Raw genomic sequence first — 19421 nt, 5'->3', positions numbered from 1 at the left:
GGTGCTAAGCCTCGCCGCGCAGCCGGGCCGCCGTGCCGGCGACCAGGTCCGGGAAGCGGTGCACCGGCACGGCCGGCGAGGCGGCGATCGGGAGCGCGCCCTCCGGCACGTAGGCGACGTGGCAGCGCTGGCACAGGTAGGCGGCGCTCCAGGCGGCGGCGTAGGACGGGTACACCGCCGAGTGCGCCTGGAAGTCCTGCTGGGCACGGCGGCGGAACTTCGCGCGATTGACGAGCATCATCACCGCCGCGAAGACGAACGGACCGCCCAGGATGGCGAACATGATCGCGGTGTTCCGCCCGGCGTGCTGATCGCCGGACGTGAACAGGTACGGCAGCAGAACCACCCCCCAGGCCGACGCAACGGCCACCAGGATCGCCAGCCCGCACCCGCTGCCCGGCCGGGCGAGCCGCGGCGGGGGCGGCGGCGCGATCTGGTTCGCCAGCAGGCTGCTGGAGGCACCGGAGGTGTGGACGGTCGAGCTGCCGAACGTCGGGATCACCCCGACCCCGCTCGCGTACGCGACGCCGGAGGAGTAGCCGGTGCTCGTCCCGGAATACGTGCTGGTCTGCGACTCGTAGACGCTCGGGACGCTCCGCACCTGGTCGAGCGTTCCGCACTGCGGGCAGTTGATACGGCTCATGTGTCCCCCCGGAGTCGGCCTGACGGCAGACGATCATGGCACAGGCGGTACGGAACCGGCACGCCCCCCGTCACGTCGAAGGGCCATGACGCACCGCAGCCCCATCGGAACCCGTTGCCCCCGCCGCCCGGCGGCGCTGCTCCTCGCCGCCGCGCTCGCCGCCCCGCTGGTCGCGGGCTGCGGCAGCACCGGCGCCACCACGCCCGCCGCGCCCGCGGTGATCCGGGTCTCCGCGCCCGCCACCCGCCCGGCGGTCGACCCGGCGCAGGTGGCCGCCACCGCCGCCGGCACCAACGCCTTCGGCCTGGACCTCCTGCACACCCTCACCGCCACGCCCGACGGCGCCGGCCGCAACCTCGTGCTCTCCCCGTCCGGCCTGGCCACCCTGCTCGCGATGCTGCTGCCCGGCGCCCGCGGCACCACCGCCGACGAGCTCGCCAAGGCCCTGCACACCGGCCTCACCCCGCAGCAGTACGCCCTCGCCACCGGCGCGCTCGACCGCCCGGCCCCGGCCGGCGACCAGGTCACCCTGCGCCAGTCCGACGACCTCTGGGCGCAGCAGGGCTACCCCGTGCAGCCCGACTACCTGCAGACCCTCGCCGCCGCCTTCGACACCGGCGTGCACCCCGCCAACTTCGCCAAGGACCCGGAGAACGCCCGCAAGGCCGTCAACGCGGCCGTGGAGAAGGCCACCGACGGACGGATCAAGGAGCTCTTCGCGCGGGGGCAGATCACCGGCGAAACCCGCATGGTCCTCACCGACGCGCTCTACCTGAAGGCGAAGTGGGCCTCCCCGTTCAAGTCCGAGCACACCGCCGACCGCCCGTTCCACAAGCTCGACGGTTCCACCCCGACCGTCAGCACGATGGGCCAGAGCGGCAGCTTCAAGTACGCAGAGGGCTCCGGCGGCATCGTCGGCGAGCCCTGGCAGGCCGTCGAACTCCCTTACGCGGACGGCGGGTTGGCGATGGACCTGATCGTCCCCGCGCAGGGCGGCTTCGCCGCCTTCACGAAGGGGCTGGACCAGGCCCAGCTCGACCGGATCCTCGGCGGGCTCGCCGAGCGGCCCGTCGACCTCCAGCTCCCGCGCTTCCGCTTCGACACGTCCAACGAGCTCACCCCGGCCCTGCGTGCGCTCGGCGTCAACGCGGCTTTCGACAAGACCGAATTCGGCGGCATCACCACGGAGCCGCTCAGGGTCGGCACGGTGGTGCAGAAGGCCGACATCGAGGTGGACGAGGACGGCACGGTCGCAGCGGCCGGCAGCGGCGCGGGGATGGCCGGGGCGGCGGCGCCGGCGGCACACCCCGCCCAGCTGCACATCGACCGGCCGTTCCTGTTCCTGATCCGGGACACCGCCGGCGGGCGGCCGCTCTTCCTCGGCCAGGTCACCGACCCGCAGGCCCGGTAGGCCTCACCAGGCGGGGTAGCGGCCGCCGAGCGCCGGGTGCGACGGATCCCGGCTGCCGAACAGCGCCAGCAGGTCGTCCGCCACCTGCAGCAGCTCCGCCCGGCCCTCGACCGCCCCCACCCACTCGGGCGGCAGGGCCGCGGCGCCGTACGCGGCACCGGCCAGGTTGCCGCAGACGGCGCCGGCGGAGTCGCTGTCCCCGGAGTGGTTCACCGACAGCAGCAGCGCGGTGCGCACCGGGTCGGGGGCGAGGGTCGCGGCCAGCAGCGAGTACACCGCGATGGCCAGGCACTCCTCGGCGATCCAGCCGAGCCCGACCCGCTCCACCGCCTCCGCCGAGGGCTCCGACTCCTGGGCCACCCGGACCGCCCGGGCCAGCGCCTGCACCGTCTCCTTCGAGCCCGGCAGCTCGCGGATCTGGTCGACGGTCCCGCCGACCGCCGCCCACGGCTCGGTGCCGCCCACGAGCCGCTCGACCAGCGCCGCGAACGCGCCCGCCGCGATGTAGCCGGTCGGGTGACCGTGGGTCAGCTGGGCGCACTGCACGGCCAGCCCGAAGGCCTGGTCCACGCCCAGCCGGGCCAGCCCGAACGGTGCCGAGCGCATCACCGTGCCGCAGCCCTTGGAGCCCGGGTTGATCGGCCCGGGCAGCCCGATCCGGGCCGGCGCCCGGAACTCCGGGTGCTCGGACACCCCGCTCAGGCAGGCGTTGCCCGGCGCCCGCCGGGCGTACAGGAACGGCTGCCGCAGCAGCCAGCCGTCGTACGGGCGGGGGAGCGGCGCGGCGTCCGGCGCGGGCTGGTACTGGGTCAGCAGCCAGCGCCGGTAGGCGCCGTGGACGGCCTCCGGCACCGAGCCGCCGCCGCCCGACCAGCCGCGCACGAAACCGCGGATCAGGCCCTCGGCGGTGAACAGCGTCATCTGGGTGTCGTCGGTGACCTCGACCGTCCCGGGGCGCGCGGCGGGCGGCAGCCCGGTCACGCCGTCCGGCCCGTGCTTGTCCCGGATCTGGTACAGCTGCAGGAACTCCACCGGCCAGCCCAGCGCGTCGCCGATCGCGCCGCCGAGCAGTGTTCCGCGCACGCGGTCCCGGTGTCCCGAGTCGGCCGCCCAGTCCGTCACGTCGATCCCCCTTGTTCGTGGCGGACTACGTTCTATCAGGTCACTCCGGTGCGAACGGCCGACTACCGGCGGATCTCCCCGGCACGCCCGTGCAGGGCGGCCCGGTCCGCGGCGGCCCGGCCGGCCGCCCAGCCCTCGCCGTCGCTCACCCGCACCCGCTGCGACACCAGCTTCGGGAACAGCCGGCCGACCTCCTCGTCCACCGCCTCGGAGCGGGCGGCGAGAGCCGGCAACAGTCGCTCGTCCGGCAGCAGTTGCTCCTCGGTGCCGTCCTCGCGCAGGTGCCGCCCGGCCGCCGCGGCGCTGGTGGCCCGCTCGGTGGCGGCGGTCAGCCGCTCGCGGATCCGCGCCGCGTACGCGACCAGGAAGGACTGCCGGAACGCCTTGGTGCGCGAATCCCGGCCCGCGCCGGCCTTGTTGAGCGCGTGCGTGGCCTGCACCAGCAGCGAGGTGTACAGCAGCTCGACGCCGTCCAGGTCGCCGTCGAAGCCGACCACCGTGCAGAAGCCGAACTCCTTCGCCCACACCACCCGGCACCGGTTCGCCGCCGCGACCGCGTCCAGCAGCATCGTCTTCGGGCCCTCGTACGGGTTGTCCACGCCGATCCGCAGCGCCGACGGGGCGTTCCGGTCGGCGCCGACGGCGGCCACCAGCGCCTCGTCGATGCTGTGCTGGGCCATCAGCTGCTGGGCCTTGGCGGTCAGCGCCTCGGCCTCCTCCGGGTACTCGGTGGACTCGGCCTTCGCCAGCAGCGCCCGGACCCGCGCCAGCATCCGGGGCTCGCCCGGCACCCGGCCGGCGGCGCCGCGGGCGGGCGCTTCCCCAGCCCGGCGGCCGGGAGGTGCCCCCAGCCCGGGGGCGGGCCCGACCGGGGCGATCGGGGGCAGCCGGCCCCAGGTGCGCAGCAGCTCCAGGGCGGCCGTGGCGAGCGCGAAGCGGTCCAGTCGGTGGCGCTGGGCGAACGCGGCCAGATAGCCGTCGTCGCCCTGCCACCACACCTCGGTCTCCAGCTCGCGCAGCTGCTCCTGCCAGCGCCGGTCCAGCGCGGCCGCCGGGTGGCGGCGGCCCTCGGCGGCGATCAGGTCCACGGCGAGCGGGAGATGGACGGGCTTCAGCTCGCGCCGCACCACCCGGACCAGGTCGGCCGGCCGCCACCCCGCCGACCAGCACCGCCCGACGGCGGTGTCCGCGTACCCGAGCACCGCCCGGCTCACCGCCGGCCACTGCCCGGCCGACGCGGCCAGCGACGACGCGCCCGTGTCCAGCGCGAGGTCCAGCATCTCGTCCGGGGCCGTCAGCACCGACCGCACCGCCTGCTCCAGCAGCGGCCCGGCGTCCCCGCCACCCTGCTGCGCCCGCTTGCCCACGGTGTGTCCCTGCTCTCGTCGACGGCCCGTTTCCTCCAGCCCATGATGCCGGAGCCCCGGGCCCCTGCCGCGGCGGTCAGCGTTCGATGGCCTTCGCCAGGATCTCCGGCGTGCGCTCCAGCAGGCGGGCGCCGGCCAGGCGGACGCCGGCGTAGGCGATCAGGCCGCCGTAGAGCGGGCCGATCAGCAGGACCGGCCAGGTCGGCCGGTCGGTGGCGAGGGCCCAGCCCAGGTAACCGCCCATCGGCAGGCCCAGCAGCGTGACGCCGAACATCGACCCGAACTGGTTCACCAGCACCAGCCCGCTCTGCCCCGGGGCGGCGTTGCGCATCGGGTTGCTGTCCGCGGGCATCGTGTACGGCGCGAGCACGCTCAGCACCGAGCCGATCGCGATCCCGCATCCGAGCAGCCCGAGGGCGAGGCCGAGTGCGGACGGCAGGTGCGCCCAGTCCCCGGTGACGACGGTCAGCACCAGGCCGAGCACCACCGTCACGGGCACCGCGTACGACAGCACCGCGTACGCCCGCCCGCGAAGCTCGTCGCGGGCGTCGGACGGGGTGCGCAGGGTCGCGGCGACCATCCAGAACGCCGAGCCGTCCATGCCGAACAGGTTGAGCATCTGCAGCCCGAGGAACATCCCGGTCATCGCCAGCAGGTAGACGCTCGACCAGCCCTGGACCACCGACAGCACGCAGATCACCAGCGTCATGCCGATGCTGGTGAACACCGCCGCCTTGGCCCGCGGCTCGCGCCAGCCGTACCGCAGGTGGCGCTGCATCACCGCGCCGGCCCGTCCGTCCGGCAGGAAGCCCCAGCCGCGCGAGCTCCGCACCCCGCGGGCGACCTCCAGGGTCGAGGAGTCCGCGGTGACCATGAGCTCCTGGAGGCTCCGCCGCCACCAGCGCAGCAGCAGGACGAGCAGGGCGCCGGCCAGCGCCAGCTGGAGCAGCGCGAGCGCGTACCGGCCCTCGCCGGCCGTCCGGCCCGCGTCCATCGCGCTGATCGGCGGGATCCAGCGCAGCACGGCGGCGATCGGCCGCAGCGGGCTGAGGTCGAGGTGTCCGTCGGAGCCGGGCCGGCCGAAGATGCTCTGCCAGCCGACGTTGGCGCCCTGGACGAGCAGCGCGAACAGCAGCCCGCCGAAGATCGCGAAGTCCTTGCCGCGCCGGCTGGACAGCATCCGGGCGTTGCCGGCCGCGACCGCCCGGGAGAGCGTGACCAGGCAGAGCACCGTGAGCGGCACGCCGATCACGGCGGTCGCCGCCGAGGCGCCGCCGTTCGCGCCGGACAGCGCCGCGCCGGTGACGAGCACCAGGCTGACCAGCGGCCCGGGCCCGATCAGGCTGGCCAGCAGCGCGCCGCGCAGCAGCGGTCCGGGTTGCAGCGGCAGCATGGTGAGCCGGGTGGGGTCGGCGCTCTCGTCGCTGGAGAACAGGAACAGCGGGATCGCGGCCCAGCCGAGGGCCAGCACGCCGACCAGCATCACGCCGACGTCCCCGGAGCCGGCGGTCCGGCCGTCGAGCACCGCCAGGGCGAAGGCGATGCCGGAGGCGAGGAGCAGGCCGACCACGGCGCCGGCGACGTACACCCCGGCCCGGCCCGGGCTGCGCTTCAGCCCGTTGCGCAGCAGCCGCAGCTTGAGCGCCACGAGCGCGCGGACGACCGTCCGCCCGTCGGGCACGGCCGCGGTCACCGGCCGTCCCCGACGTTCCCGCCCCCGACGTTCCCGCCCCCGAGCCAGCCGAGCGCCTGCCCGTCGTCCTCGCGGACGCCGATCAGGTCGAGGAACGCCTCGTGCAGGCTGCGCCCGCCGCGGACGGCGTCCAGCGGCCCGTGGGCGATCACCCGGCCGGCGTTGACGACGGCGACCCAGTCGCAGAGCTGCTCGACGAGCTCCATGACGTGGCTGGAGAAGACCACCGTGGAGCCGGCCGCCGCGTACCGCTTGAGCACGCCGCGGATGGTCTGTGCGGAGACCGGGTCGACGCCCTCGAAGGGTTCGTCGAGGAACAGCACGTCGGGGTTGTGCAGCAGCGCGGCGGCGAGGCCGATCTTCTTGCGCATGCCGGTGGAGTAGTCGGCGACGAGCTTGTCGGCGTCGGCGGCGAGGTCCAGGACGGCCAGCAGTTCCTCGGCCCGGCGGTCCACCTCGGCGCCGGGCAGGCCGCGCAGCCGCCCGTTGTACTGGAGCAGTTCGCGCCCGCTGAGCCGCTCGAACATCCGCAGGCCCTCGGGCAGGATGCCGATCCGCGCCTTGACGGCGACCGGGTCGGCCCAGACGTCGCCGCCGTGCACGAGGACGGTGCCCTGGTCGGGCCGGAGCAGGCCGGTGACCATGGAGAGCGTCGTGGTCTTGCCCGCGCCGTTCGGGCCGACCAGTCCGATGAACGCGCCGGCCGGCAGCTCCAGGCTGAGGCCGGCGACGGCGGCCTGGGTGCCGAAGTGCTTCCAGAGCCCCTGGATGCTGACGGCGGAGGGGGCGGACGGGGTGGCGGGTCCGGATACGCCGGACGGCGGAGGCGCGGACGCCTGCATGGCAGCCCTTTCTCGTCGGTCTTCTCGGCCGGTGGGCCGTTCGGGTTCAGCCTGTCACTCGCCGAACGGGCTGTCGTCCGAGTTGAGGATCCCCTGAGTCTGTCCGCCGAACGGGTGAGCCACGCCGCCTCCCGCAAACCCCTGCCTCGGACTGGCAACTACTCAGCCGCCCCGTTCGTCCGGCACTATGAGGACCAGTTGGGCGCGCGGGGCGCGCCGGGGTGTCGGGAGGCGACGGATGGCTGTCCAGCCGTGGGGTGAGTCCGCGCCGCAGTCCGCGATGCGGGCGGCGCACGCGGATCGCGACCGCACGATCGACGTGCTGAAGGCCGCGTACGCCGAGGGCCGGCTGTCGATTCAGGAGTACGAGCAGCGCCACGAGGCGGCGAGCGTCGCGCAGACCTACGGCCAGCTGTCCGCGTTGGTCGCCGATCTGCCGTCCGGCCCGTTGGCACCGCCGGTGGCGTACGACGGGCGGCCGGTGCCGCAGACGTTCCAGCCGTACCCGCCGCCCCCGATGCCCTACCCGCCGTACCCGGTGCGGAGCACCAACGGCCTGGCCATCACCTCGATGGTGCTCGGCCTGTCCGGGCTGTCACTGCCCGCGGTGATCACCGGCCACATCGCCCGCTCGCAGATCAGGCAGCGCAACCAGGACGGGGACTGGGCGGCGGTCGTCGGCCTGGCCGTCGGCTACCTGGGCTCCGCGTTCTGGACCCTGATGTTCATGGCGGCCTTCCTGGCGGGGAGCCGCGGCTGATCACCGTCGGCGGCGAGCCCCGAGTGGCACCCGCCCCCCGGGTGTGGTAGAGCGGCATGAGGACGGTCCGTCACCGGGCGGCCGTTCGCGGGACACCCCCGCGACACCCGGCCGACGGCCACGACCTGCGGCGTTGCATTTGTTTTGACCGCGCCCCATGCGCTAGGTACGCTCTGACCTTGTGCCTGGGGTGTCCCCGGGTCCTTGTGCGTGCATGCACACCGGTCGCCGCGCCGAGCCGGAGCGCCCTCCAGCGCTCCGCGCGTAGAGCGCCGTCGCTGTACATCAGCTCATGGGATTCCGTGTCGGAATAGGCCCAACACACCCGACCGCGTGGGTCGACCACGGGGTCGTGTGCGAGGGAAACACCGCAGGTTAGTTCCACCAAGCCTTGGCACACAGAAAACGGAGAAACGGTGCCTACGATCCAGCAGCTGGTCCGAAAGGGCCGGCAGGACAAGGTCGAGAAGAACAAGACTCCCGCGCTGAAGGGCTCCCCGCAGCGCCGTGGGGTCTGCACGCGTGTGTACACGACCACCCCGAAGAAGCCGAACTCGGCGCTTCGTAAGGTCGCCCGTGTGCGCCTCACCAGCGGGATCGAGGTCACCGCTTACATCCCGGGCGAGGGCCACAACCTGCAGGAGCACTCCATCGTGCTGGTGCGCGGTGGCCGTGTGAAGGACCTTCCTGGTGTCCGCTACAAGATCATCCGCGGCTCGCTCGACACCCAGGGTGTCAAGAACCGCAAGCAGGCCCGCAGCCGCTACGGCGCCAAGAAGGAGAAGTAAGAATGCCTCGTAAGGGCCCCGCCCCGAAGCGCCCGGTCATCATCGACCCGGTTTACGGCTCCCCGGTCGTCACCCAGCTGGTCAACAAGATCCTGCTGCACGGCAAGCGCTCCACCGCCGAGCGGATCGTCTACGGCGCCCTCGAGGGCGTCCGTGAGAAGACCGGCTCGGACCCGGTCGTCACGCTGAAGCGTGCGCTGGAGAACGTCAAGCCGGCCCTCGAGGTCAAGTCCCGCCGTGTCGGTGGCGCGACCTACCAGGTCCCGGTCGAGGTCCGTCCGGGCCGCGCCAGCACCCTGGCGCTGCGCTGGATGGTCGGTTACTCCCGCGCCCGTCGCGAGAAGACCATGACCGAGCGTCTGATGAACGAGATCCTCGACGCCAGCAACGGCCTGGGCGCTTCCGTGAAGCGTCGCGAGGACACCCACAAGATGGCCGAGTCCAACAAGGCCTTCGCGCACTACCGCTGGTAGTCCGTACCCCGTCACTAGACAGAGAGAGAACGAGCCACCATGGCTGCAACCTCCCTTGACCTCGCCAGGGTCCGCAACATCGGGATCATGGCGCACATCGACGCGGGCAAGACCACCACCACCGAGCGGATCCTGTTCTACACCGGTGTCTCGTACAAGATCGGTGAGGTCCACGATGGCGCTGCCACCATGGACTGGATGGAGCAGGAGCAGGAGCGCGGCATCACGATCACGTCGGCCGCGACGACCTGTCACTGGACGGTCGACGACGTCGACAACACCATCAACATCATCGACACCCCGGGTCACGTCGACTTCACCGTCGAGGTGGAGCGTTCGCTGCGCGTCCTCGACGGTGCCGTGACGGTGTTCGACGGTGTCGCCGGTGTCGAGCCCCAGTCCGAGACCGTGTGGCGGCAGGCTGACCGCTACGGCGTTCCGCGCATCTGCTTCATCAACAAGCTGGACCGCACGGGCGCGAACTTCTTCTTCTGCGTGCAGACCATCGTGGACCGCCTCGGCGCCACCCCGCTGGTCATGCAGCTCCCGATCGGTGCCGAGGCGGACTTCAAGGGCGTTGTCGACCTTGTCCGCATGAAGGCGCTGGTCTGGTCGGCCGAGGCCGCCAAGGGCGAGATGTACGACATCGTCGACATCCCGGCCGAGCTGCAGGAGCAGGCGGAGGAGTACCGCGAGGCGCTGATCGACACCGTCTCGAACGTCAGCGACGAGATCATGGAGCTCGCCCTCGAGGGCGAGGAGATCCCGGTCGAGCTGCTGCAGGCCGCGATCCGCAAGGGCACCCTGAACTCGGACTTCACCCCGATCTTCTGCGGTACCGCCTTCAAGAACAAGGGCGTTCAGCCCCTGCTCGACGCGGTCGTCAAGTACCTGCCGTCGCCGCTGGACATCGAGTCCATCGAGGGCACCAAGCCCAACGACCCGGACACCAAGATCTCCCGCAGGGCGTCGGACGACGAGCCGCTGTCCGCGCTGGCGTTCAAGATCATGTCCGACCCGCACCTGGGCAAGCTCACCTTCGTCCGGATCTACTCCGGCCGCCTGGAGTCCGGCACCTCGGTGCTGAACGCCGTCAAGGGCAAGAAGGAGCGCATCGGCAAGATCTACCGCATGCACGCGAACAAGCGTGAGGAGATCGAGTCGGTGGGCGCCGGCGACATCGTCGCCGTCATGGGCCTGAAGCAGACCACCACCGGTGAGACGCTGTCCGACGAGAAGAACCCGGTCATCCTGGAGTCCATGGACTTCCCGGCCCCGGTCATCCGCGTCGCGATCGAGCCCAAGTCCAAGGGTGACCAGGAGAAGCTGGGTGTCGCCATCCAGCGTCTCGCCGAGGAGGACCCGTCCTTCCAGGTCAACACGGACGAGGAGACCGGCCAGACCATCATCGCGGGCATGGGCGAGCTGCACCTCGAGGTGCTGGTCGACCGCATGAAGCGTGAGTTCAAGGTCGAGGCCAACGTCGGCAAGCCGCAGGTCGCGTACCGCGAGACGATCCGTTCGGCCGTCGAGCGCATCGACTACACGCACAAGAAGCAGACCGGTGGCTCGGGCCAGTTCGCGAAGATCCAGATCGCGATCGAGCCGCTCGAGCAGGCCGAGGGCTACGAGTTCGTGAACAAGGTCACCGGTGGCCGCGTGCCGAAGGAGTACATCCCTTCGGTCGACGCCGGCTGCCAGGAGGCCATGGAGTTCGGTGTGCTCGCCGGCTACCCGCTGCAGGGTGTCCGCGTCACGCTGCTCGACGGTGCTTCGCACGACGTCGACTCCTCCGAGCTCGCGTTCAAGATCGCCGGTTCGATGGCCTTCAAGGAAGGCGCCAAGAAGGCCAAGCCGGTCCTTCTCGAGCCGATGATGGCCGTCGAGGTCACCACGCCCGAGGACTACATGGGCGACGTGATCGGCGACATCAACTCTCGCCGTGGCCAGATCCGGTCCATGGACGAGCGTCACGGCGCCCGCGTCGTCACGGCGCTGGTGCCGCTCTCCGAGATGTTCGGCTACGTCGGTGATCTGCGCAGCAAGACCTCTGGTCGCGCGAGCTACTCGATGCAGTTCGACTCGTACGCCGAGGTTCCGAAGAACGTGGCGGACGACATCATCGCCAAGGCCAAGGGCGAGTAAGGACCGGCGCCAGCCGGCTCCCTACCCGAGGCCGCAGTACGTCCCGACATTCGGGACGATTGCGAACCCTTAGGCTATTCGGAGGCGACCCGGGAGAATCCGGCCGGATTCTCCCGGGGGCCTCCGGCCCCCACCCGCGGGACGGTACGAGGTGCTCCTGCACCGCGGACCCAAGCCCGATCAAGACCAACTGACGTCAGCACGGCGTACAGAACTGTCCTCAGGAGGACTGCAGTGGCGAAGGCGAAGTTCGAGCGGACGAAGCCCCACGTCAACATCGGCACCATCGGTCACATCGACCACGGTAAGACGACCCTTACCGCGGCCATCACCAAGGTGCTGCACGACGCGTACCCGGAGATCAACCCCTTCACGCCGTTCGACCAGATCGACAAGGCGCCGGAGGAGCGGCAGCGCGGTATCACCATCTCGATCGCGCACGTCGAGTACCAGACCGAGGCGCGTCACTACGCCCACGTCGACTGCCCGGGTCACGCGGACTACATCAAGAACATGATCACCGGTGCGGCCCAGATGGACGGTGCGATCCTCGTCGTCGCCGCCACCGACGGCCCGATGCCGCAGACCAAGGAGCACGTCCTCCTGGCCCGCCAGGTCGGCGTCCCCTACATCGTCGTCGCCCTGAACAAGGCCGACATGGTGGACGACGAGGAGATCCTGGAGCTCGTCGAGCTCGAGGTCCGTGAGCTCCTCTCCGAGTACGAGTTCCCGGGCGACGACCTGCCGGTCGTCCGCGTCTCCGCGCTGAAGGCGCTGGAGGGCGACAAGGAGTGGGGCGAGAAGCTCCTCGGCCTGATGCACGCCGTCGACGAGGCCATCCCCACCCCGGCCCGCGCCGTGGACCAGCCGTTCCTGATGCCGATCGAGGACGTCTTCACGATCACCGGTCGTGGCACCGTCGTCACCGGCCGCATCGAGCGCGGCATCCTCAAGGTCAACGAGACTGTCGACATCATCGGCATCAAGGAGACCAAGACCACCACCACGGTCACCGGCATCGAGATGTTCCGCAAGCTGCTCGACGAGGGCCAGGCCGGTGAGAACGTCGGTCTGCTGCTCCGTGGCATCAAGCGCGAGGACGTCGAGCGCGGCCAGGTCATCATCAAGCCGGGTTCGGTCACCCCGCACACCGAGTTCGAGGCCCAGGCCTACATCCTGTCGAAGGACGAGGGTGGCCGCCACACCCCGTTCTTCAACAACTACCGCCCGCAGTTCTACTTCCGTACCACGGACGTGACCGGCGTCGTGACCCTCCCCGAGGGCACCGAGATGGTCATGCCGGGCGACAACACCGGCATGACGGTCGCGCTGATCCAGCCGATCGCCATGGAGGAGGGCCTGAAGTTCGCCATCCGTGAGGGTGGCCGCACCGTCGGCGCCGGCCAGGTCACCAAGATCATCAAGTAATTGATGCTCTGACCTGCCTGCTTCGCACAGGCGAGTCCGAAGGGCCCCGCACACCCCCGGGTGTGCGGGGCCCTTCGGCGTGTCGGCTGGCATCGCGGGTACCGGTGTGGGTGGGCGCTTTCCCCGCCGGATAGACTGAGGCACCCGCAGCCGTCGCCAGGGCGAGGCTGACCGTGGCTCTCTTCGCCCCCCTCGCCGAAAGCGCTCCGGAATGACCTCTGCTCCGCTTCTGACGAAGCCATCGCTGCTCCGGCGCCGCTCCGCCGGCCGGACCGGCGATTCCGGTGGCCTTCGGCCCAAGCGCCCCCGCCTGTACGCGCTGGACGGGATGCGGCTGTTCGCCGCCCTCAGCGTGATGTCCTTCCACTGGACGGCCTACGTCGGGATCGGCGGCATCTGGCAGGGCGGTGTGACCCCCAAGCAGGTGCTCCCGCTGGTGAACCGGATGGCGGCGTACGGCTGGCTGGGCGTCGAGCTGTTCTTCGTGATCAGCGGCTTCGTGATCTGCATGAGCTGCTGGGGGAAGCGGTCGGGGGAGTTCTTCGTCTCCCGGATCGTGCGGCTCTACCCGGCCTACTGGGCCGGCATCGCGCTGACCAGCCTCGTGGTGCTCGACTTCAAGCACTTCGCCCGGCAGGGCGCCGGGGACGGGCTCAACCTGACCACGATTCTCGGCAACCTGACGATGCTGCAGACCCCGCTCGGGATGCGGCACGTCGACGGGGTGTACTGGACCCTCTGGGTCGAGATGCGGTTCTACCTGCTGTTCGCCATCGTCGTGGCGACCGGCCTCACCTACCGCAAGGTGGTCGCGTTCTGCGGGACGTGGACCATCTTCGCGGTCCTCGCCCCGCAGGCCGGGATACCGCTGCTGACCACGATGGCCATGCCGGAGGAGTCGCCGTTCTTCATCGCCGGCGTCGGCATGTTCCTCATGTACAGGTTCGGGCAGAACCTGCTGCTCTGGGGGATCGTGGGCTTCTCCTGGATCCTGGCGCTGACCAGGCTGAACTCCATCAAGGACATGTACGTCAACGTCCTCGGCCACCCGCTCTCGTGGAACGTCATGGCGATCGCGGTGACGCTGGCGTTCGCGCTGGTCCTGGGCGCGGCGCTGGGCTGGTTCGACTGGGTCCAGTGGAAGTGGCTGACCGTCGCGGGAGCGTTGACCTACCCGCTGTACCTGATCCACCAGGAGGTCGGCTGGACGCTGATCCACTTCCTCCTCACGAGGGACTTCGGCGTCAAGGCGGCCCTGGTCACGGCACTCGCCACCATGCTCGTCACGGCCTGGCTGATCCACCGGCTGGTCGAACGGCCGGTGTCGAAGGTGCTCAAGCGCGCCCTGGACCGCTCGATGGCGACCCTGCGCCAGGTCTCGGACGAGCCCGCCCCGCAGAAGCCCTGACAGCGGCCGGGGGGTCGAGATGAATGATCCGCCCAAGAAGCATTCATCCAAAGGCAAAGACCCGCTGTTAGCCTGGCCGACATCCGGGCCCGGCACCGATCGAACGTCCCATTCACAAGGAACAGGCGACAACTGATGTACACCGCAGCTGTATCGGCAGAGCCCGAGGCCCCCAGGTCGGCACCGCTGTTGTCGGTCGTCATGCCGATCTACAACGAGCAGGAGGCGCTGCCCCTGACCGTCCAGCGGCTGCGTCCGATCCTCGACGGCCTCGGGATCAGTTACGAGGTCGTCGGCATCGACGACGGCAGCACCGACGCGACCCCGGCGCTCATGCAGAAGATCCACCAGGACTGGCCGGAGTTCCGCATCGTCCGCTTCGCCCGCAACTCCGGGCACCAGGCCGCGCTGACCGCCGGCATCCACCGCGCCTTCGGCGACTACGTCGTGTCGATCGACGCCGACCTCCAGGACCCGCCGGAGAAGATCCCCGAGATGCTCGCGCTCGCGCGCGAGAAGAACCTCGACATCGTCTACGGCGTGCGCGGCGACCGCGGCACCGACACCGTCTTCAAGCGGCGCACGGCCGGCGCGTACTACTGGCTGATGCGCAAGCTCGTCGGCAAGAAGATGCCCAACCAGGCCGGCGACTTCCGCCTGCTCAGCCGGGCCGCCGTCGAGGCGCTGAAGGCGATGCCCGAGCACCAGCCGGTCTACCGCCTGCTCGTGCCGTGGCTGGGCTTCCCGAGCGGTGAGGTCGTCTACGTGCGCGAGGAGCGGGTCGCCGGCAGCACCCACTACCCGCTGTCGAAGATGCTCCGCCTGGCCATCGACAGCATCACCAACTTCTCGGCCGCCCCGCTGCGGCTCGCCACCTGGCTCGGCATGCTGAGCTTCGTGCTCTGCTTCGGCCTGGGCGTCTACACCACCATCGCGTACGCGCTGGGCAAGACCGTGCCCGGCTGGTCCTCGCTGTTCATCGGCATGCTCTTCCTCGGCGCCGTCCAGCTGATCTGCATGGGTCTGCTCGGTGAGTACGTCGGCCGGATCTACTCGGCGGCCCAGGCCCGGCCGGCCTACTTCGTGGGCTACGACTCGGCCGACGACCGCGGCGCGAAGGCGGAGAAGGTCTCCGAGTACGTGGCGTGAGCGCACGTCCGGTCCCGCCGGGACCGGACGCCGCCACCGACCGTCACCCCGATGCCGAGCCCGCAGGAGAAAAGACACGCGATGGGCACCACTGACAGCACCGCTCCCGCCCTCGGGACGCCGTCCGCGGCCGAGGGGCGGACCGGCGCCTCGGTGCCCGGCGCCGCGCCCGCCCCTCGCGGAGCGGGGGCGCGGCTGGTGCGGTTCCTGCCCGCCCTGGCCGCGTACGCCCTCCTTGTCGCCCTGCTCCTGGCCGCGGACACCTCGGTCCCGGACGTCGCGCGCTACACGTTCTACGTGCTCTGGGGCGTCCTGCTGCCCGGGACCCTGGTGTTCCGCACCCTGCGCCGCCACCCGCACACGCTGGTCGAGGACCTCGCCTTCGGCGCCGTCGTCGGCCTGGTGCTGGAGCTGGCGGCCTGGGCCGTGCTGGTCGGGCTCGGCCTACAGTCGGCGGCCACGGCGTGGCCGCTGGCGGTGGTGATCCCGTTCCTCGCGGTACCGCGGCTGCGGCGGCACTGGTTCCCGCGCGGCTACCGGCGGACCTCGACCGGCTGGAACTGGTCGGTCGCGGGCATCGTCGGCGTCACCAGCGCGTACCTCTACGAGGCCGTCCTCAGCCGCAACCCGATCCTCCCGGACACCGAGACCACCCGGCAGTACATCGACCTGCCGTACCTGCTCTCGCTGGCGGGCAACGCGAAGAACAACTTCCCGCTGACCTTCCCCCAGGCGGCGGGCGAGCCGCTGCACTACCACTGGTTCACCTTCGCGCACATGGCGATGACCGACCTGGTCGGCCACATCGACCTGCCGGTGGTCCAGATGCGGCTGATGGTGCCCGCGCTGGTCGCCCTCGCGATGGTGATCACCGCGGTCGTGGGGCACCGGCTGTCCGGCCGGGCCTGGGTCGGACCGGTCGCGGCGCTGCTGGTGTTCGTGGTGGGCGAGTTCAGCGCCGCCTACCCGAACAACACCCCCAACTGGACCTTCGGCGCGCCGCTGGTGCCGCTGATGGCCTGGGCGAGCCTGTCGCTGACCTACAGCCAGCCGCTGCTGATGGGGCTGATCGGGGTGATCGCGGACGCGCTGCGCCTCCGCGGGGACGAGGAGGAGGACGGGCGGGAGCGTCCTCCGGCGTTCGGCCGCGGCGCCTACGTCCTGGTCGGGCTGTTCGCGCTGGCCTCCAGCGCGGCCAAGGCGAGCTCGCTGCCGGTCACCCTGGCGGGCCTGGCGTTCGCGGGCCTGATGGTGCTCATCGGCACCCGGCGGATCCCCTGGGCCATCGTCCGCCTCGGTGCGATCGTGGCCGGCGCCCAGCTGTTCGCCACCGCCGTGCTCTTCAGGTTCGAGAGCTACGGCCTGGAGGTCGTGCCCTTCGGCAACGTCCAGCGGTACTGGGCCGACCCCGCGCACACCCGCACCGCGGTGACCCAGGCGGTGGTCGTCGCCGCGACGCTGATCGCCTTCGTGCTCAACCACCAGCTCCGCCTGGCGGGCATGATCCCGCTGATCTGGCGGCGCCGGCTCCGGCTGGAGCAGTCCCAGTGGTTCCTGCTCGGCGGCGCCCTGGCCGGCCCGGCCGTCTACCTGGTGGTCAACGGCTTCAACGCCAGCTACTTCACGCTGGCCGGCCTGCCGTTCGGCGTGCTGCTCTCGGCCTGGGGCTACTGCGAGGTGTTCGAGCGGGCCGCACTGTCCGCCCGGGGCAAGGCCGCGCTCGCCGTCGGCACCCTGGCCTTCGTCGGCCTGCTGACCTACGGCATCCACCACTACGCCGGTGACTGGGCGACCTTCGCGCTCAAGGCGGTCGGCGACGCCAAGGGCGCCGAGTCGTACGCACCACTGGTGCCCGCGCTGGCCGCCGCCGCGGCGCTCGCCGCCGTCGCCGCGGTCTGCGGACTGCTCTGGTGGGCGGCCGGACGGGCGCTGCCGGGGCTGCGGCGGCGCGGCGCGGTGGTGCTCCTCACGGGCGCGCTCGTGGCGGGTGCGCCGTCCCTGCTGCTGGACGTCCAGCAGTCGAAGCACGTCGTCTGGGACGGCGCCTGGCCGATGCCGGCCAGCCAGGTCGAGGCGGCGCGCTGGGTGCGTGCGCACAGCAAGCCGTCGGACGTCCTGGTCACCAACGACCACTGCCGCTCCGAGGACGACTACGCGGTTGCGGGCCAGAACTGCTGGAACGCGCTGTCGTTCTGGCTCAGTGCCTACTCCGAGCGCTCGGTGCTCGTGGAGGGCTGGGCGTACTCGCCGCGGCTGATGTCGGAGAAGTCCAGCAGCTTCTGGGACCAGCCGCTGCTCAAGCTGAACGACGACGCGATCCACCACCCGACCGCCGACATCCTCCGGCAGCTGCGGGACCGGTACCACGTCCGGTACCTGGTGGCGGACCGCAAGCCGGCCCCGGAGTCACCGCTCCTGAAGACCCTCGCCACCCCCGTCTTCGACGACGGCCGGGTGGCCGTGTACGAGCTCTCCTGACCCGACAACCAGATCGCATGGGTTCCCACATGGTTTCCACCAACGAGTCGACCGACGCGGCCGCGGCGCCGAACACCGGGGAGCGGGGTACCGCCGGCACCGGCAAGGCCAACCGGCAGATCCCGTCCTTCCTGGTCATCGGGGTGCTGAGCACGCTGTTCTACCTCGGGCTGTACGTCGTGGCCCGGACGGTGGTCAACCCGCAGGCCGCCAACCTGATCGCGCTCGCCGTGAGCGCCGTCGCCAACACCGCCGCCAACCGGCGGTTCACCTTCGGCATCACCGGCAGCGAGGGGGCGCTGCGGCACCAGCTGCAGGGGGCCGTCGCCTTCGTGATCGGGCTCGCGCTGAGCTCGGGCGTCCTCGCCCTGCTCGACGTGGTGGCCCCGCACGCCTCCAAGGTCGTCGAGGTGGGCGGCCTGATCGTGGCGAACGGCTTGGCCACCGTGGTCCGCTTCCTGCTGATGAAGGTCTGGGTCTTCAAGAAGTGATGCGGGCGGGGGCGCTCTCCCGGTCGGCGCTCCGGCGCAGCAGCCGGGGCGTCCAGCCGCGCAGCCGCATCGCCGGCTCCTCGACGGCGTGCCAGGAGAGGGCGGCCAGCACGCCCGTCACGGTGAGTGCGCAGGCGAGGAAGGCCGGCTGCCCGTAGGCGGCGCAGCCGACCAGCGCCAGGGCCTGTTCGACCGGGAAGCCGTAGATGTACACCCCGTACGAGTAGTCGCCGGTCCCGTCGAGGCGCCGGCACCAGCGGGGGAGCCGCGCCGCGGCCCAGAACAGCAGGTAGACGAGGGCGGGTTGGCCGATCGCGCCGAAGCCGCCCCAGCGGAGCGTGGCGGCCAGTGCCAGGGCGGCGGCCAGCGCGAGGCGGTCGTCGACCGGGACGCGCTCGGCGTACAGCCGACAGGCGGTACCGAGCAGGAACGCGAAGCCCAGCACGGTCGCCAGGTGCCAGGTGAGCTGGCCGAGGAGCGGCACGGTGACGCCCGGCCCGCCGGCCGGGGGCACGCCCGGGGGGAGGTCGGTGGCGCCGGAGAGGACCAGCAGCCAGAGCACGAGCGCCAGCGCGGGCACGACCGCCCGCCGCCGCAGCAACCCGGCCAGGGCGAGCAGGGCGGCCAGGAGGTAGCAGAGCAGCTCGTACTTGAGCGACCACAGGGCGCCGTTGAGGCTGTGGTCGAAGTTGGTCCCGGCGCGGATGCCGCCGGCGATCACCCCGGAGACGTCCCAGCCCGCGGTCGGGCTGCTGCTGCCGAGGCTGGTCACGTAGCTGAGGGGCCCGTCCGAGCGGTCCCAGAAACCCGTCAGGGTGCCGTGCTGCCACCGGAAGAGCAGGGGCATCAGGACGGCCGCGCAGAAGAGCAGCGACACCCAGAGTCCGGGGACGATCCGCAGCGCGCGGTGCCAGACGAACCGTACGGCGCCCAGCCGTCCGGCGCTGCCGGTGATGACGAAGCCGGAGATCGCGAAGAAGCCGAGGACCGCGCTCTTGCCCAGGTCGGTCTGCTGACCGCTCCAGGCCCACAGCGGGTCCGGCCGGCCCCAGCCGAGCGGGTAGACGTGCGACACCACGACGGCGGTTGCCAGCAGCAGGCGCAGCGCCCCGAAGGCGTTCGCCCGGCCGACGGTCAGGTCGGCGAAGGTCCCGCGCCGGAATCGGTCTGGTATGGCTCCCCCTCGTGTGCAACAGGAGGGGTGCCCGGAGCCTGGCTCCGGG

16 protein-coding genes are annotated in these 19421 nt (G+C 71.4%); 10 read left to right on the top strand and 6 right to left on the bottom strand.

The window, feature by feature from the left end; translation table 11 throughout:
• Positions 1 to 4: 4 nt before the first annotated feature.
• Positions 5 to 643 carry a hypothetical protein gene (locus tag ACWCXH_RS17085; protein ID WP_449802214.1) on the bottom strand — a complete coding sequence of 213 codons (639 nt, stop codon included), beginning with the start codon at positions 641 to 643 and terminating at the stop codon, positions 5 to 7.
• A gap of 85 nt (positions 644 to 728) precedes the next feature.
• On the opposite strand from ACWCXH_RS17085, the gene ACWCXH_RS17080 reads away from it, so the two are divergent.
• Positions 729 to 2054 (top strand): serpin family protein, encoded by a 1326-nt coding sequence (locus tag ACWCXH_RS17080; protein ID WP_449802213.1) that lies wholly within the window; start codon positions 729 to 731, stop codon positions 2052 to 2054.
• Between the two features lie 3 nt (positions 2055 to 2057).
• Here the strand turns inward: ACWCXH_RS17080 and ACWCXH_RS17075 are convergent, their stop codons facing one another.
• The 4 genes from ACWCXH_RS17075 to ACWCXH_RS17060 all read right to left on the bottom strand — a co-directional run bounded on the left by ACWCXH_RS17075 (position 2058) and on the right by ACWCXH_RS17060 (position 7078).
• Positions 2058 to 3176 carry an ADP-ribosylglycohydrolase family protein gene (locus ACWCXH_RS17075; RefSeq protein ID WP_449802212.1) on the bottom strand — a complete coding sequence of 373 codons (1119 nt, stop codon included), beginning with the start codon at positions 3174 to 3176 and terminating at the stop codon, positions 2058 to 2060.
• Positions 3177 to 3238: 62 nt separating this feature from the next.
• Complete coding sequence (locus ACWCXH_RS17070) at positions 3239 to 4543, bottom strand: DUF2786 domain-containing protein (RefSeq protein WP_449802211.1); 1305 nt, start codon at positions 4541 to 4543, stop codon at positions 3239 to 3241.
• A 76-nt stretch (positions 4544 to 4619) separates the two neighbouring features.
• A complete protein-coding gene (locus tag ACWCXH_RS17065) occupies positions 4620 to 6236 on the bottom strand; it encodes a transporter (RefSeq protein WP_449802210.1) in 1617 nt (538 codons plus the stop codon).
• The gene (locus tag ACWCXH_RS17060) at positions 6233 to 7078 is read right to left on the bottom strand and encodes an ABC transporter ATP-binding protein (RefSeq protein WP_449802209.1); all 846 of its coding nucleotides are present in this window, start codon (positions 7076 to 7078) and stop codon (positions 6233 to 6235) included. The genes ACWCXH_RS17065 and ACWCXH_RS17060 overlap by 4 nt, the downstream gene beginning before the upstream one ends.
• Positions 7079 to 7316: 238 nt before the next feature.
• Here ACWCXH_RS17060 and ACWCXH_RS17055 point away from each other — a divergent pair, with 238 nt between their 5' ends.
• The 9 genes from ACWCXH_RS17055 to ACWCXH_RS17015 all read left to right on the top strand — a co-directional run bounded on the left by ACWCXH_RS17055 (position 7317) and on the right by ACWCXH_RS17015 (position 18198).
• Positions 7317 to 7838 carry a DUF1707 and DUF4190 domain-containing protein gene (locus tag ACWCXH_RS17055; RefSeq protein WP_449802208.1) on the top strand — a complete coding sequence of 174 codons (522 nt, stop codon included), beginning with the start codon at positions 7317 to 7319 and terminating at the stop codon, positions 7836 to 7838.
• Between the two features lie 416 nt (positions 7839 to 8254).
• Positions 8255 to 8626, top strand: a complete 372-nt coding sequence (gene rpsL, locus ACWCXH_RS17050) for a 30S ribosomal protein S12 (protein ID WP_014144289.1) — start codon at positions 8255 to 8257, stop codon at positions 8624 to 8626.
• A 2-nt stretch (positions 8627 to 8628) separates the two neighbouring features.
• Complete coding sequence (rpsG, locus tag ACWCXH_RS17045; RefSeq protein WP_030055803.1) at positions 8629 to 9099, top strand: 30S ribosomal protein S7; 471 nt, start codon at positions 8629 to 8631, stop codon at positions 9097 to 9099.
• A gap of 39 nt (positions 9100 to 9138) precedes the next feature.
• Positions 9139 to 11244, top strand: coding sequence for an elongation factor G (gene fusA, locus ACWCXH_RS17040; RefSeq protein WP_449802207.1), 2106 nt, complete (start codon positions 9139 to 9141; stop codon positions 11242 to 11244).
• A gap of 234 nt (positions 11245 to 11478) precedes the next feature.
• A complete protein-coding gene (tuf, locus tag ACWCXH_RS17035; RefSeq protein WP_449802206.1) occupies positions 11479 to 12672 on the top strand; it encodes an elongation factor Tu in 1194 nt (397 codons plus the stop codon).
• 211 nt (positions 12673 to 12883) lie between these two features.
• The gene (locus tag ACWCXH_RS17030) at positions 12884 to 14080 is read left to right on the top strand and encodes an acyltransferase family protein (RefSeq protein ID WP_449802205.1); all 1197 of its coding nucleotides are present in this window, start codon (positions 12884 to 12886) and stop codon (positions 14078 to 14080) included.
• A 135-nt stretch (positions 14081 to 14215) separates the two neighbouring features.
• Positions 14216 to 15229 (top strand): glycosyltransferase family 2 protein, encoded by a 1014-nt coding sequence (locus ACWCXH_RS17025; RefSeq protein WP_449802204.1) that lies wholly within the window; start codon positions 14216 to 14218, stop codon positions 15227 to 15229.
• Between the two features lie 81 nt (positions 15230 to 15310).
• Positions 15311 to 17707: a hypothetical protein gene (locus ACWCXH_RS17020; RefSeq protein WP_449802203.1), complete on the top strand. Its 2397-nt coding sequence runs from the start codon at positions 15311 to 15313 to the stop codon at positions 17705 to 17707.
• A gap of 17 nt (positions 17708 to 17724) precedes the next feature.
• Entirely contained in the window at positions 17725 to 18198 is a 474-nt protein-coding gene (locus ACWCXH_RS17015; RefSeq protein ID WP_449802202.1) for a GtrA family protein, read from the top strand.
• On the opposite strand, the gene ACWCXH_RS17010 is transcribed toward ACWCXH_RS17015, so the two are convergent.
• The gene (locus ACWCXH_RS17010) at positions 18188 to 19294 is read right to left on the bottom strand and encodes an acyltransferase family protein (RefSeq protein WP_449802247.1); all 1107 of its coding nucleotides are present in this window, start codon (positions 19292 to 19294) and stop codon (positions 18188 to 18190) included. The genes ACWCXH_RS17015 and ACWCXH_RS17010 overlap by 11 nt on opposite strands.
• Positions 19295 to 19421: the final 127 nt, after the last annotated feature.

It is taken from the genome of Kitasatospora sp. NPDC001660 (genome assembly GCF_053596725.1).
This window is presented reverse-complemented; position numbering and strand designations above follow the sequence as displayed.

Coding starts and splice junctions, on each gene's coding strand:
- ACWCXH_RS17030 (WP_449802205.1), top strand. CDS start 12,884: ATGACCTCTGCTCCGCTTCTGACGAAGCCATCGCTGCTCCGGCGCCGC.
- ACWCXH_RS17015 (WP_449802202.1), top strand. CDS start 17,725: ATGGGTTCCCACATGGTTTCCACCAACGAGTCGACCGACGCGGCCGCG.
- fusA (WP_449802207.1), top strand. CDS start 9,139: ATGGCTGCAACCTCCCTTGACCTCGCCAGGGTCCGCAACATCGGGATC.
- ACWCXH_RS17085 (WP_449802214.1), bottom strand. CDS start 643: ATGAGCCGTATCAACTGCCCGCAGTGCGGAACGCTCGACCAGGTGCGG.
- ACWCXH_RS17055 (WP_449802208.1), top strand. CDS start 7,317: ATGGCTGTCCAGCCGTGGGGTGAGTCCGCGCCGCAGTCCGCGATGCGG.
- ACWCXH_RS17080 (WP_449802213.1), top strand. CDS start 729: ATGACGCACCGCAGCCCCATCGGAACCCGTTGCCCCCGCCGCCCGGCG.
- ACWCXH_RS17020 (WP_449802203.1), top strand. CDS start 15,311: ATGGGCACCACTGACAGCACCGCTCCCGCCCTCGGGACGCCGTCCGCG.
- ACWCXH_RS17025 (WP_449802204.1), top strand. CDS start 14,216: ATGTACACCGCAGCTGTATCGGCAGAGCCCGAGGCCCCCAGGTCGGCA.
- ACWCXH_RS17060 (WP_449802209.1), bottom strand. CDS start 7,078: ATGCAGGCGTCCGCGCCTCCGCCGTCCGGCGTATCCGGACCCGCCACC.
- rpsG (WP_030055803.1), top strand. CDS start 8,629: ATGCCTCGTAAGGGCCCCGCCCCGAAGCGCCCGGTCATCATCGACCCG.